This window comes from Roseivirga ehrenbergii (assembly GCF_001593005.1).
Taxonomy (GTDB): domain Bacteria; phylum Bacteroidota; class Bacteroidia; order Cytophagales; family Cyclobacteriaceae; genus Roseivirga; species Roseivirga ehrenbergii.
The window spans coordinates 407,627-422,090 of sequence record NZ_LQZQ01000045.1 but is presented as its reverse complement, the minus strand read 5'-3'; the positions used below and the strand labels follow the sequence as shown (position 1 = coordinate 422,090).

Annotated in this window: 13 protein-coding genes and 1 tRNA gene; 8 read left to right on the top strand and 6 right to left on the bottom strand. The window is 38.5% G+C overall.

Going from position 1 to position 14,464, the window contains the following annotated elements; genetic code table 11:
• Positions 1–63: 63 nt before the first annotated feature.
• From MB14_RS12130 to MB14_RS12115, 4 genes are all read left to right on the top strand, one after another.
• Positions 64–1,413: a short-chain fatty acid transporter gene (locus tag MB14_RS12130; RefSeq protein ID WP_062591925.1), complete on the top strand. Its 1,350-nt coding sequence runs from the start codon at positions 64–66 to the stop codon at positions 1,411–1,413.
• A gap of 142 nt (positions 1,414–1,555) precedes the next feature.
• Positions 1,556–3,823 (top strand): aconitate hydratase, encoded by a 2,268-nt coding sequence (locus MB14_RS12125; RefSeq protein WP_062591923.1) that lies wholly within the window; start codon positions 1,556–1,558, stop codon positions 3,821–3,823.
• 610 nt (positions 3,824–4,433) lie between these two features.
• The gene (locus MB14_RS12120) at positions 4,434–4,922 is read left to right on the top strand and encodes a hypothetical protein (protein WP_062591921.1); all 489 of its coding nucleotides are present in this window, start codon (positions 4,434–4,436) and stop codon (positions 4,920–4,922) included.
• Between the two features lie 90 nt (positions 4,923–5,012).
• Positions 5,013–5,477 carry a hypothetical protein gene (locus tag MB14_RS12115; RefSeq protein WP_062591919.1) on the top strand — a complete coding sequence of 155 codons (465 nt, stop codon included), beginning with the start codon at positions 5,013–5,015 and terminating at the stop codon, positions 5,475–5,477.
• Positions 5,478–5,761: 284 nt separating this feature from the next.
• Here the strand turns inward: MB14_RS12115 and MB14_RS12110 are convergent, their stop codons facing one another.
• Complete coding sequence (locus MB14_RS12110; protein WP_062591917.1) at positions 5,762–6,388, bottom strand: HAD family hydrolase; 627 nt, start codon at positions 6,386–6,388, stop codon at positions 5,762–5,764.
• Positions 6,389–6,519: 131 nt separating this feature from the next.
• Here MB14_RS12110 and MB14_RS12105 point away from each other — a divergent pair.
• Both MB14_RS12105 and MB14_RS12100 read left to right on the top strand, forming a co-directional pair.
• Positions 6,520–6,593, top strand: a tRNA-Ile gene (locus tag MB14_RS12105).
• Positions 6,594–6,818: 225 nt separating this feature from the next.
• Complete coding sequence (locus MB14_RS12100) at positions 6,819–7,019, top strand: hypothetical protein (protein WP_062591915.1); 201 nt, start codon at positions 6,819–6,821, stop codon at positions 7,017–7,019.
• Positions 7,020–7,039: 20 nt separating this feature from the next.
• On the opposite strand, the gene MB14_RS12095 is transcribed toward MB14_RS12100, so the two are convergent.
• From MB14_RS12095 to sbnA, 5 genes are all read right to left on the bottom strand, one after another.
• Positions 7,040–7,675, bottom strand: coding sequence for a hypothetical protein (locus MB14_RS12095; RefSeq protein ID WP_062591913.1), 636 nt, complete (start codon positions 7,673–7,675; stop codon positions 7,040–7,042).
• On the bottom strand, positions 7,672–8,211 hold the full coding sequence (locus tag MB14_RS12090; RefSeq protein WP_062591911.1) for a DUF421 domain-containing protein: 540 nt from the start codon (positions 8,209–8,211) through the stop codon (positions 7,672–7,674). The genes MB14_RS12095 and MB14_RS12090 overlap by 4 nt, the downstream gene beginning before the upstream one ends.
• Positions 8,212–8,307: 96 nt before the next feature.
• Positions 8,308–9,738 carry a type III PLP-dependent enzyme domain-containing protein gene (locus MB14_RS12085; protein ID WP_062591909.1) on the bottom strand — a complete coding sequence of 477 codons (1,431 nt, stop codon included), beginning with the start codon at positions 9,736–9,738 and terminating at the stop codon, positions 8,308–8,310.
• A gap of 2 nt (positions 9,739–9,740) precedes the next feature.
• Positions 9,741–11,537, bottom strand: a complete 1,797-nt coding sequence (locus MB14_RS12080) for an FAD/NAD(P)-binding protein (RefSeq protein ID WP_062591907.1) — start codon at positions 11,535–11,537, stop codon at positions 9,741–9,743.
• A gap of 10 nt (positions 11,538–11,547) precedes the next feature.
• Complete coding sequence (gene sbnA / locus MB14_RS12075; RefSeq protein WP_062591905.1) at positions 11,548–12,525, bottom strand: 2,3-diaminopropionate biosynthesis protein SbnA; 978 nt, start codon at positions 12,523–12,525, stop codon at positions 11,548–11,550.
• 334 nt (positions 12,526–12,859) lie between these two features.
• On the opposite strand from sbnA, the gene MB14_RS12070 reads away from it, so the two are divergent.
• Both MB14_RS12070 and MB14_RS12065 read left to right on the top strand, forming a co-directional pair.
• Positions 12,860–13,210, top strand: a complete 351-nt coding sequence (locus MB14_RS12070) for a phage holin family protein (protein ID WP_062591903.1) — start codon at positions 12,860–12,862, stop codon at positions 13,208–13,210.
• Positions 13,211–13,458: 248 nt separating this feature from the next.
• Positions 13,459–14,448 carry a Gfo/Idh/MocA family protein gene (locus MB14_RS12065; protein ID WP_062591901.1) on the top strand — a complete coding sequence of 330 codons (990 nt, stop codon included), beginning with the start codon at positions 13,459–13,461 and terminating at the stop codon, positions 14,446–14,448.
• Positions 14,449–14,464: the final 16 nt, after the last annotated feature.

Sequence of the window (14,464 nt, the reverse complement as noted above, 5' to 3'; positions counted from 1 at the left end):
CAAAGGCTTAAAATTCCTATTTATGAAATCGTAAAGCATTTATCATTTTGCTAGCTTTGAGTTATGTCTAGAAACAGTCTCTACCTCCGTTTTGTCCGTCAAATTCTTCCCTCTCCATTTTCTATTGCAGTTATTCTAACCTTGGTCACCTTTATTCTGGCTTTAGTTTTTACTGAACGACCAGAAAATTCGGGCTCTACTTACAGTATGGTCATTTTAGGCTATTGGGAAATAGGCTTCTGGGAACTGTTAGAATTCACCATGCAAATGGCCTTAATTCTTATTTTAGGACATGCATTAGCACTCACCCCATTTGTTAATAATATCATCGACCGCTTTACCATTTATTGTAATACATCGGCCAAGGCTGCTTTTACCATTAGTTTACTCACCATATTAGTAAGCATGATCAATTGGGGATTGTGTTTGGTTTTTGGGGCTATTTTCGCTCGAAAAGTAGCAGAAAGGGCAAAAGCTCATGGGTGGAAGATGAATTACCCATTGCTTGGTGCTGCTGGTTATAGTGGTATGATGTGCTTTCATGGAGGATTTTCAGGTTCGGCCCCTTTGGCCGTAGCCAGTAGAGATCACTTCCTCATTCAAGAAATTGGACAAATAGGAATTGGGCAAACGCTGCTGGCCACCCCTAACATTATCACTTTTGTCCTACTCCTTATTATCGTTCCTTCAGTATTCTATCTGTTAGGAAAAAGAGGTCACGATACAGAAATTAATGTGGTGTTTAAAAAAGAAACACATCATGTTGGGGAAAAAAGTCAAGGCGCAGAAAGAATTGATAACTCTAAAATTGCAGCCATTGTCTTAGGTGGAATCATCTGTTTTATTGCCTTGCGTAAAATATGGGTCAGCCCATCGCTGGTTGGCTTGTCATTTATAGACTTAAACTATATCAACTTCTTCTTTTTCGGTTTAGCAGTTTTGCTTCACGGTTCCTTTGCGAAATTTCTCTCTGCGATTGAAGAAGCCATTGGAGGCTCGGCTGGAATCATCATCCAATTTCCGCTTTATGCTGGTATTATGGGTATTATGACCTATTCTGGCCTTGGCGCCTTATTCTCTCAGGGCTTTATGGAAATATCAAACGCCACTACATTGCCGATTTTCACCTTCTTCAGCGCAGCCATTGTAAATATATTTGTTCCTAGCGGTGGTGGCCAATGGGTGGTGCAAGGGCCAATAGTCACCGAAGCTGCCCAAAACCTTGGCGCTTCTATTCCTAAAACCATTATGGCACTTTCTTATGGCGATCAACTGACCAATATGCTTCAGCCTTTTTGGGCCTTGCCACTATTGGGCATTACCAAACTAAAAGCAAAGGATATTCTCCCCTATTCTTTCTTAATCATGCTCATAGGAATGGTCATCTTTCTGATTTCGCTGTTGCTCTTTTAGACTTTGATAGAAAAACTTCAAAAAGACTGCTTATTAAGGCTTTTTAGTCTGCTTTGTTAATTTTATTATTTACGAAAAGTGATAACTTTGTCAACCCTTGACGAGTTATATATTATTTACCCAAGAACCCTAAAATTCCATTATGGCATTTGACATAGACATGATTAAAGCTGTTTACGCGAAATTCCCTTCACGTATTGCAGCGGCAAGAAAAGCGGTAGGGAAACCCCTAACCCTATCTGAAAAAATTCTTTATTCACACCTTTGGGACGGAGACGCCAACACGGCATTCGAAAGAGGTAAGTCTTATGTAGACTTTGCTCCTGACCGCGTAGCCATGCAAGATGCAACGGCACAAATGGCTTTGCTACAGTTTATGCAAGCAGGAAAGCCTACCGCAGCAGTTCCTTCTACCGTTCATTGCGATCACCTTATCCTTGCCAAAGAAGGCGCTAAAGATGATTTAAGAAATTCATTGACTGCATCTGGTGAAGTTTTCAACTTCTTAGAATCAGTTTCTAACAAATACGGTATCGGTTTCTGGAAACCAGGTGCTGGTATTATTCACCAAGTGGTATTAGAAAATTATGCATTCCCTGGCGGAATGATGATTGGTACCGATTCGCACACGGTAAACGCTGGCGGATTAGGTATGGTAGCCATCGGTGTAGGTGGTGCTGATGCTGTAGATGTAATGGCAGGTATGCCTTGGGAGCTTAAATTCCCTAAACTAATTGGTGTTCATCTTACTGGAAAATTGAATGGCTGGACAGCCCCTAAAGATGTAATCTTGAAAGTAGCTGGTATTCTAACTGTAAAAGGTGGAACTGGTGCAATTGTAGAATACTTCGGGCCAGGTGCTAAATCAATGTCGGCTACGGGTAAAGGAACCATCTGTAATATGGGTGCCGAAATTGGTGCTACTACTTCTACTTTTGGTTATGACGAATCTATGGATCGTTACCTAAGAGCAACGGATAGAGCAGATGTAGCCGATTTAGCCAACGAAATCAAAGAACACCTTACTGGTGATGATGAAGTTTATGCTAATCCACAACAATACTTCGACCAAGTAATCGAAATTAACTTGGACGAGCTTGAGCCGTACATCAACGGACCATTTACGCCAGATAGAGCTACTCCAGTTTCTAAAATGAAAGAGGAAGCTGAGAAAAACGGCTGGCCAATGGACGTAGAATGGGGATTGATTGGTTCTTGTACCAACTCTTCATACGAAGATTTATCAAGAGCTTCTTCTATTGCCCAACAGGCCATAGATAAGAACTTAAAAACGAAATCGGAATTCGGAATTAACCCAGGTTCGGAACAAGTACGCTACACTGCCGAAAGAGATGGCCTTTTAGGTATTTTCGAAGACTTAAACGCCACTATCTTTACCAACGCTTGTGGACCATGTATTGGTCAGTGGGAAAGAGCAGGCAACAATACAAGAGTAAACACTATCGTTCACTCATTTAACCGTAACTTCTCTAAAAGAGCAGACGGTAACCCTAACACCCATGCTTTTGTAACCTCTCCAGAAATGGTTGCGGCCATTGCGATTTCTGGTAACTTAGGTTTTAACCCATTAACTGATACCCTAACAAACGAAAAAGGTGAGCAAGTAAAATTAGACCCGCCAGTAGGTTCTGAGTTACCAGCCAAAGGTTTTGCGGTAGAAGACAATGGTTACCAAGCACCAGCCGAAAATGGCAGCAGCGTAGAAGTTGTTGTTAAGCCAGATTCTAAGCGTTTACAATTGCTTGAGCCGTTTGCTCCTTGGGATGGTAAGAATATTACAGGCGCCAAGCTTTTGATTAAAGCATTTGGTAAGTGTACTACTGACCATATCTCTATGGCAGGTCCATGGTTGAGGTTCAGAGGTCACTTGGATAACATTTCTGACAACTGTTTGATTGGTGCAGTAAATGCATACAACCAATCAACCAATTCAGTAAAAAATCAATTGACAGGCGAATATGGTCCAGTACCGGCTACAGCTCGTCAATATAAAGCGGCAGGCGTTCCGTCTATTGTGGTGGGTGACCATAACTATGGCGAAGGATCTTCTCGTGAGCATGCAGCCATGGAACCAAGACATTTGGGCGTGAAAGCAGTATTGGTAAAATCATTTGCTAGAATTCACGAAACCAACTTGAAAAAACAAGGAATGCTAGGTTTGACATTTGCTAACGAAGCAGACTACGACAAAGTACAAGAAGATGACACCATCAACTTCTTAGACTTAGTTGACTTCGCTCCTGGTAAGCCCTTGATGATTGAGTTTGTACATGCAGACGGCAGCAAAGATGTTATTGCAGCTAACCACACATACAACGAAGCTCAAATTGGTTGGTTTAGAGCTGGTTCTGCCCTTAACTTGATTAAAGAAGAAAGCAAAAAAGGCTAGTATTTAGATACTAGAGTCTAGACATTAGATTATTCACTAGAAATATTGAAAAGCCTGATTCGTGAGAGTCAGGCTTTTTTTGTGTTGGTTAAGTCAGATGTTTTGGGGAACTTTCCTTTAATCACTCGACTAATCCTCGTTTATAACGAGGATTTAGCACCGAAGCTTACATTATATTTCAGACTTCAAACAGTTGCGCTATGTGTTTCAGAAAAGACACTTACAGTGTGACAGTAAAGTAAACTGATCCACTGAAAATAAATTAATAGCATAAGCGTCTAACTAAGTCATGTTGTAAGTCCATAAGTTTGGGGGTGTTCCCGTTTTATGCTGCATTAATTCCCATTAGTACTAAGGAAATTACTAACCCTTTCGCTACACACAAATCAATCCTCCTTAGCGAATAATTGCCCTAGCCCACCAACTTATATACTCAATCAATAGTGCGTTATAAAGATGTTTTGATAAATTACATGGGATATATGCGCAACTAGTTGCGTATACAGACACGTTGTAGCCCATTTGAAAGAACCGAACAATGAACCAAGTCATCCAAATAATATTAAGCGTATCGGTTTTGTCATTTCCGATAGTGTTCTTTTGGATTTACATGACAAGTCTTGAAAAGAAAACAAAAAAGATAATTCAAGAGCACTCTGACAATTCTTCAGAAATTATTACTGACTTGAAAGTTTGGTTCAAGAACTTTGACGTGTTTAAAAAGAAGCAAAAGCTTGACTTAGACCCATACGATACACTCTACTCTTTCAACAGCTGTGACCTGATACTAAATGACAAGAATATTGTTTTGATTGGCAAAACGAAATTTCTAGGGAAAGAAAAATCTTTGACTCCAACTATTTTTGAGTTTGACAAGGATGGAAATGAATTCAAACCAAGACACGTCTTAATTGAAAATATTAAAGATGTCGGCAATGACATTGAAATTGAATTTGCAGATATTAAATACAAAGACAAGATGACGTTGGTGATTAAACAAGTTGAAGAAGAATTTAAGGAAAAAATAGAAAAACGGGCTACAACATTGTATAAGCGTAATTTGGGCTCAGCGGCTAAAATTGAGCATTTTTGCTCCTAACAAACTTTGCGGTGAGCGGACATTGAATCGCTCTGAAATCCCGCACTACGCTTATACTTGACCGTTGTGCCACATTTGAAAAACCAAAATATGAGTAATGAATTAACATTAGGGATTATTGGAGTTTATACGTTAGTTTATGTAATTGTATTTATCATACAAAAAAAACAAATTGACAAGCAAAACGATTTAATAATCTCAATGAAATCATTTATTGAGATATTTGATTTAGCCAAAGTTAGCGACTATGTTAATATTCTAGACAAACGTGCTGATTTAAAAACTGAAATCATCAAAAAGGAATACGACCAAAAATTTATTGACGAAAAATTAATTCCTTTTACTAAGGAATCAATACTTAAAATACAACAAGATGTGTTTGATTTTTGCATCCCAAAAATGGACGAAATGAAAACGTACATTTTAGCCGACATAATTCTTAAAAACTTAAAATCAAAAGAAGATAAAATAAAATTCATAAAAGATAATTTTAAAGAAACTAAATCCGATTTCACTTTTCTTGTTGAAAAGCTGTATAGTGATAAAACCCACTAAACCTCGTTTGTAACGAGGATTTAGCACCAAAGCTTACATTATATTTCAGGCTTCCAACTGATGCGCTATGTGTTTCTGAAAAAGACCCTTACAGGATGACAGGAAAGCAAGCAGAGCCACTGAAAATAAATTGATAGCATAAGCGTCTAACTAAGTCATGTTGTAAGCATCCTCTCCGAACAGACAGACTCTCACTGTTTCGTTTTTCAAACGTCAACCTCAGAGTGACGGTAACTTGTAGGGATCCCTACTAATCATTTTTAGCAAGGACTACTCCCTCACAGCTACTCAATCACATTAACCCAATCATCCGGAGTAATATTATGGAAACCATTCATACCCATATTCATAGCGGCTTGAATATTCTCCAGCTTATCATCTATAAACAAAGTACGTGAAGTGTCCAGTTGATGATCGTTAAGAATAGGCTGCCAAGCACCAAAATTAGGCTTGCGCTCCCCTACTTCCTGCGAAAAATAAACTTGGGTAAAATACTCATGGAACGGTTTATTAGGAGAAATTAAGTCGACAAGTTTGAGGAAGAACCTGATATGAATATCGTTGGTATTGCTCATTACAAAGAGCTTATATTTTTTAGAAAGCACCTCTAATTTCTGCAAGCGATGAACAGGAATTTGGCCTAGCATCGCATTCCAAGCACCATCTAGAATATTATCGTCAGAAAAAACATTTAAAGACTCCCTTAAATGTGCCCTAAAAGTAGGGTCGTCAATCTGGCCCGTTTCATACAGTTTAAAGAATTCTGCCGTTTTCGACAGTTCAAGTACTTCATTTTCAGTACGCCCAGAAATTTCAGCAAAAGCCTTGATAGTTGCGGCTTCATCTAAATTAATGATTACCCCACCTAGATCGAAAATAATTGAATCTATATTGCTTAAATCTGGCGCCATGTTTTGTTGTTTAATTAATCGCAAATATGTAACATTGCACTCCCAAAATCAAAGGGTTTAAAGCACAATGTATCCTGTTCTATTTTTTAGAACAAGTTCATCAGAAAACCAGCCGCTTTAAATAAGATCTTGGGCCTATAACTCAGCTGGTTAGAGTATCTGACTCATAATCAGAAAGTCCCTGGTTCGAGCCCAGGTGGGCCCACGAATAGCCTCATACGTCACGTATGGGGCTATTTTTTTTTTAAAAATGGGTTACGGAATTGATGACAACCCCTATGTTTTCCTTGTAACTGTGACCCTATCGTGCCCGACATGAAATACATTTTTATCCTATAAACCCTCTCTCCGATTTGGCTTTAAGAATACTAATAACCAGAGTTTGAAAAAAACTATTCATAAACAATAAAATGTCTGAGTTGTTAATGTTATGAATCAAACAATTAGAATTATGAGTGATAAAAACAAGAAAGATAACTCGGGAATACCCTATGGAAATAAGCACGTATCAGAAGATCCAAATCGAACTCCGAAGGGAGATGATACAGATAAGGATGTAAGACCAAAAGAAGGGTATGTTGAACCTTATAATAAAAAGAAATATCAACAGGACCCTAAGAACAATAAGTAAAAAGCTCGATTTAGAGCTTTTTACTTATCAAAATTATTGGGGCTCAAATCAGATAATTGATTTAAAAGACCTTCAGCAAGAACTTCCCACTGTATTTTCCCTAAGCCTATCATCCCCATTATTGCTACTAAAGTATTCCGGATTATATCTTTAAATGGAGGTTGAGAAATATTTGGTTTTTCATTTCTACCATAAATCCCAAATTCTACGTTATTACCTTTAAGTGACAGGACAAAAGTATTTGAAGAACCAGAAGCATAGAAATGAGATATTACTTCTTCGGGATTGTAAGGTAAAGGGCAAGGCTCTGTTATTAAAACTGTTGACAAGTTCTTTCCCATAGTTATTTTCTCTAATTGCCTAATAATAACCCAATCAAACCCGTTCCCACTTGGGTTTTTAGGGCCAGGCAATTTTACTCGGATATAACCTCCTTCCTCAGCTAATGAGTTAACTAGTTCCGCTTTGGAATTAACATAAGAAAAATCGCCTCCCAAGCCTTCTGTAAGAGAATTCCAATTAGAAATATTGAGTAAAAGCCGACAAGCTTGATGGTACATTTTAGATGCTATTCTGTCATTGGAGAAATTTCTTCTACGTACAACATTATGTTGGCTTCCAGTAGTCTGTTCAGGTATATAGCGCTCTGGATTCATTGTCTAACATTCTTAAGTAAATCGTTATCTAGTTTTTTTTCTTGATCTTCAGAATGTAATACTGAAATATCACCTGTTGTTTCTAGCACCACAGCCAACACTTGACGCATGTCGTATACATTCGCTTCTCTCAGTTTAGCATAGAGGTCTGCTTCGGTAACTCTATTCGCTTTTAAATTATGCCATAAAATCTCTGAACCTGACATGAGCAATACAGGTGTATTGGTAACTGCATTTTCAAAGACATTGCTCTTCTTTCTTAACTTGGCAACAGCGGCTTGCAGCACAACTAGTACAGTAAGTGCCACAATACCTTTAATCAAGCTGTTTTGCTGTGAAATTAATGTTGAAGCGATAACGCTACCAATAGCTATCGTAATGGCAAAATCGAAACTGGACATTTTAGCGAAAGTCCTAAGCCCATTCAATCTAGTAATAACCAGAACAGCCAAATATATTCCTACAGCAGATATAACTGTAATCAAAATGGATGATGAGCTACTATATAACCACGAAGGATTTTTAAATATTTCCATATCCCAAAATTTAATTTCAAACTAAATACTATCCGACCCAACACTATCGAAGCATATCATTTGGTTCGATTCAATATATTTTTCACCCCTTTTAAGCTAGTCTATTTTAAAATCTGAAAACTTTACCGTTTCGTTGTTCGGTTTGAAAAACAAATTTGTAGCTAGGTCGAAAAGATGCGCTTCCGTTTCAAAAAAGTGCATCATGTAACCCGCAGTATTTACAAATACTACTAAGTCTCCTATTGCTGGAAGTTGCTTTAAAGCTATTTTGCGTTTGAGCAAAATGTCACGTTCTAAACAATAAGCCCCCGTAAAAAAGACCTCTGTAGTTTCTTCGTTATCTTTTTGATTTTGGTTGAGAATGAATGGGTCAAGTAGAAAGTCTGCGCTTGAGCTATGCATTTGAGTCATATTCATTTCTAAACCTACCAACCAGTTACCTAAGGCATCCTTCTTTCTAAAGATTACTTTGGCAATCGTCATTCCTGTTTGATCCAAAAGCGATCTACCTGGCTCCATTCTTATTTCGATTCCTTGCGCTTTAATCCGATCGGCACAACTTTGCCCCGCCCGGTTTGAATACGATAGAATTCCTTTTAGGAAAACTGCCTTTGCTTTGTCATTAAAGTAAGGGTAAGTGTTTAACTCACCTTGTAATTTTTCTTCAATCATACTAAAGCCTAGTCCTTGATTCTGAAAGGTGATTTCGCGGTGTTTACCCTGTACAGCCAACTGGAGTGTTCGATTAAAATGCGTCCATTGATTTTCTTCCTTGAGGTAATTCATTAATAGCCCTCCCCCCATATCAATGAAATGGGTTTTAAAGCCATTTAATCCAAGACTAAGGGCTAGATCTAAAGATTGATGCAAAGCCTCACCTCTTTGATCAATTGAATAGCCATTGAGATGAAAGTGAATTCCGCAATAAACAAGTCGATTAAGGGACTTAGCTTTACCAAAGTGATTCAATACTAAGTCGGTAACTCCCTCTATATCAAAGCCAAAACGACTGTATAGCTTGCTGCCTTTAAAGGAAAAACCGCTTACTCGAACCCCCACTTTTGCATCCATATTTAGTTGTTCTGCTACCGACTGCACCAGTTCACATTCATCGTTATTATCGAGAATAATGACTATTCTATTCTTAATCGCGAGCTCGATCAATTTTCTGCTTTTGATGGCCGCAGTTACTACTAGCTTTTCTGGTTGTATTCCAAGTTCAATACATTGTTTTAACTCTTGATAACTTGCAGTATCCACCCCCATACCTGAGGATTTTGTAGCCTCTACAAAGCCTTTGCACTTATTTGCCTTGCGGGCAAAAAGAACCAAATGTTTCAAGTCGTAGGATTCAAAAACCGTTTTGTATTCGGTATAATTATCGAAAAAGGGAGCTGTGCGATGAATATTTAATGGAGAGCCATACTTTTCCATCAACTGATAAATAGTTGTGGGTGATTGCATCACTTTGTGCATCCATGGTGAAGTAAGTGGCATTAATGGCGGCAGTTCGTTCTTCTGTTCCATACTTAGTTACTATATTGTTTTGATTGGGTAAATACTTGAATATCGTTTGCGACTTGGGCACCCCAAAGAGATACAAAATCATTTCGATTTCGTGAAAGAGTATCGTTATCGAATGTGATTCCCTCGGTAGGTGTGCCTGTTAAAGTAATCTGCTTGATTTCTTCTCCTAAGGCGTTAATTGGATGACCTTCACGCGAAATATGTATGCATCCTGGGGTAAAGGGATCGCAGCCATCACTTTCGTTATTGTAAATTGTAGCTAGCTCATTATCAATTAACTTCTGATATAACTTAGGTGGATTTACCGCCATATCAGTCTTTGGTATTCTAGCGTCAACTAAAAAGTCCACCTTGACTTCCGAACCATTTTCTAATGTGAGCAAATAAAAGCTGTTATACGCATTAACATTAGGCTGATGAGCAAAGCTAAAATCAATCAGCCCCGCCTCAGCCAAAGCCATTATTTTCTTCATATTTTCGATGGGTGGACCGTAGGCAACTCTATTAAATTGCCCCATAAAATCGCTCAGAAAAACACGGTGTGATTTAGGAGATAAACCACCAAATGAGTAAAGTTCATTAAAATCGTTACTGATTCTTCGCCAAGTTCCAGCTGCATGTGCTAACGGACTTCCCTCCTCACCTTTTTCACCTTCTCTGATCGTCAGACGAATATAATCGAGGGTTTGCTCATGTCTATCAGCTTTCCAGTCGTTCAATGGGTTAAATAAGGTATTGAAGCTAAATGGTTTTTCAATAGGATGTCTTTCATGAAAAGCATCAATCTCACTTTCAATTTTCTGAATATCTTTAAAAGGGTGTAAGTATTGATTGTACTGTTGAAATAACATTCTGTAGTAAGCATATTTTATCTCTGCTTTAATCAGGGGCAGAATGTCCTTTTCAAAATCATATTTATCTTTATCACCTTTGTTAGCACACAAGTTTTCTGGAGTGAAGTAATACAAAGGCTGACTGGGCAATCCGAAGGTTCCGCTACGTGGCATCATGGGTAATCCAGACTTCGAAAAGGGATAAAGTACAAGGGGTTCATTTCCAGATTTCACATATTTAAAACCAGCTTCTGTTTGATTAAATCGACCGCCCCTACCTTCAGTTAGAGTCAATACAGCATCAATAAAGGTTAGGCCAATTCCTTTAATGGCTACCTTGCTATTAGGGGCAATCTCTGAAAGTTTTTCTTGAACAGGATAAACGAAATCTACAAAAGTTTTTTGTTCACTGATCTCTTCATTTTGTGGCCTTGAATGTCCTGTAGCCAATAGTACATGTTGAATACCTACATACGCTTCGTTTTCTGTTTTTATCCAAAACGACCCGGCTTTCTTTTCAATATCATATACTTCCTGTGTATGCTGGAGCAAGCGAACATTTCTAGGTAAATTTTTCTTTAGTTCTTCAAAAACAGAACAAAGGTATTCCCCCACCCTTGACCTTGATGAAAATTCATTTCCAGACACCTTTTCCTCTTGTTTCTTTAGCCATTCGACAAAACTTAAGGGGTTATCAACAATGGGTTTTGGTGCTTGGTCAGGCCATGCATTAATATACCCATTGGCATAGTTCATCATGAGGTATTCAGGTTGATCATGCCTGTAGATATCCCCTGCACCAAAAAATGAACATCTATTAAACATATGAATTTCAACCTCCCCCTCAAGAGGAACTTCTGAAAGGTTGGCCAAAAGTCTTTCTAAACCATACAAGCCTTTTGGCCCAGCGCCTATTATTGCTACTCGAAATGGTGTTTCAGTATTAATTGATTTATGATTTTCCATTCTGAGCAACTTAAACAGCAATCATTTGTGGATTAAAAATGTTATCATTAACCCATTCATCGTTGTAAATGGTATCCAGATAACGTTCACCTCGATCGCAAAGAATCATAGCGCAATTGGCTTCGGTTGGAATTTGAGTTAAGTAGCGTCCAACAGCACTGACAACGGCTCCCGAAGAACCGCCACATAAGATGGCTTCTTTATTCAATAAGTTTCGGCAACCATCAACACAATCAGCATCGCTTACATGTATTACGTCATCTACAATCGACTTGCATAAAAATGTAGAAGGCCGGCCAGCTCCATGCCCAGGTATTTTTCGCTCTTGTGGAGTATCTCCAAATATTACACTTCCTACGGCATCAACAGCAATTATTTTCGTATCTAAATTATTGTCTAAAATATAGTTGGCGCAGCCCATTAGCGTACCACAAGTACTGGTTGCAGCAAACATATAATCAAGCTTTCCATCAAGAGCGTCTAAAATCTCTTTCATAGTTTGCTTGTGGGCCAATGGGTTTTGCGGATTACCATATTGGTTTGGCCAAAAGCTATTGTGGGTTTTATCAACCAAATCCTGAACTCGGTTTAACCTTGCGGTAAGAAATCCCCCGAGTGGGGCAGGCTCTTTTACCATATCAATATTAGCTCCGTAAGCTTTCAGAATTTTAAGTGTATGCTTATTCGCCATTGTATCAACAACCACGGTAAGAGATAAACCATAATATAAACAAGCCTGCGCTAGCCCAATGGCCATATTACCAGAGCTCGATTCTATGACATGATCCCCTTCTTTTAATTCTCCAGTACAAAATGCATGTTCAAGTAACTGTATTGCCGTGCGGTCTTTAATGCTTCCACCAGGATTATGTCCTTCCATTTTGGCAAATACATTTTCGTGTGAGTGGAACAGTCTATTCAGTTTAACGATTGGAGTATCGCCTATAGATTCAAGAATGCTGTTATGTATAGCGTTAACTTTGGTCATTTGATAGGTTATTTTTGAGTCAGCAATAATTTATAGAGCACTTTCCGTTGCTCTGTTTTACCCACTCAATACCAAAACTATTCCTAGCCTAAACTCATATCAGTTTTATCAAGCTCGACATCTACTTTTATTGCCTAAAACACCATTTCAACACGTTTAGCCACAAATTCGCTGTTACTTTATGTTTTACCAGTAATTACACCAGTATTTAAAATGTGGTGAATCATACACATCGAAATGTAGCAATGTGCCCATATTTTCCAACAGAATGAGTAGTAAGCATGCTAATTACACGCTTTATTAAAATGGAGTATCGTTTGTAGAAAGGAGTTATATGGAACTCGTCTTACAACTCATCGTCACTCCCATTGTCTTGATGCTCGCAAGCAAAGTCATGGATGGAGTATATATAAAGAACTTTAAATCGGCAGTGCTTACTTCTATATCGATTATGATAGTAAGCTTCTTAATCGGTTGGCTAATCACTTTATTCTTGAACGTGGCTACGCTTGGTCTTTTGTGGATTATTGGCTTGGGAATAATCACTAGAACCATTGCGAACGCCATTATTATTGAAATCATAGACCAATCAAGAAAAGACTTTGACACCAAAGGATTTATGCCATCTTTAAAATTGGCCATTGCATTGGCGATTGCCTGGGGAGTGATTGATATTATTTTTTAGTAGAACTGAACTCACTTTTAGGGTTTAGGTTCCAGTCAATACTATGTCCTACCTCTTCAGCAATGAAGCCTAAAAATCAAGCAGTTCGATTTCAATAAGCATGGCATTTTCATCCATTTGATTCCCGTAGTAGATTTTAAGCAATGACATGGTAATAGATTCAATACAAGTCCTCCAAAAACAGCGCCTTTCCTTAGAGCCTGATGTTTTTATGGCTACTTTTGCCCCAGTTCAAAAAAACCATATCCATGCTTAAAATTGGCGTTCTGGGTGCTGGCCACCTTGGTAAAATTCATATTAAATGCATCAAAGACATTCCTGAATACGAACTCGTAGGCTTCTATGATGCTTCAGAAGAAAATGCAAAGATTGTAGCAGAAGAGCATGGTATTAAGGCCTACGCTACCATTGCTGAATTACTTGAGGTAGTTGATGTAATAGATATCGTAACCCCTACGCTATCACACTTCGATTGTGCCAAACAAGCCTTAAATGCTGGCAAGCACGTTTTTATTGAAAAGCCAGTCACCAATACGATTGCCGAAGCCGAGGAGCTGATTGAACTCTCAAGATCAAAAGGACTGAAAATTCAGGTCGGTCATGTGGAAAGGTTCAATCCAGCATACGTAGCCGCTCAACACTATCTTAAGCAGCCTATGTTTATCGAAACCCACCGATTGGCGCAATTCAACCCAAGAGGTTTGGACGTTCCAGTAGTACTCGATTTAATGATTCATGATATTGATGTGATTCTTCATGCCGTGGGCTCTCCAGTGAAACATATCTCGGCCAGTGGCGTTGCGGTGGTAAGCGACACACCAGATATTGCTAATGTGCGCTTAGAGTTTGAAAACGGTTGCGTAGCGAACCTTACTACTAGCCGTATAGCTGTGAAAAACATGCGCAAATCACGTTTCTTCCAAAAAGATGCTTATGTATCGGTAGATTTCCTTGAAAAGAAGTCTGAGATAGTGAGAATGCAAGAGGCTACAGGAGAAGAAGGGCCTTTTTCTATGATTTTAGACCTTGGTGAGGGCAAAAGCAAAAAAGAAATCATTTTTGAGAACCCTAAAATTCATCCAACAAACGCTATTCGCGAAGAGCTCTTCACTTTTAATCAGGCCATTACCAATAATACAGAACCTATAGTAACTATAGAAGATGGGTACAAAGCCTTAAAAATAGCTCAACAGATTCTAGACATAATTGAAGCCAACTTAAAACAGATTGGCTCTTAAACATAAACAACTATTA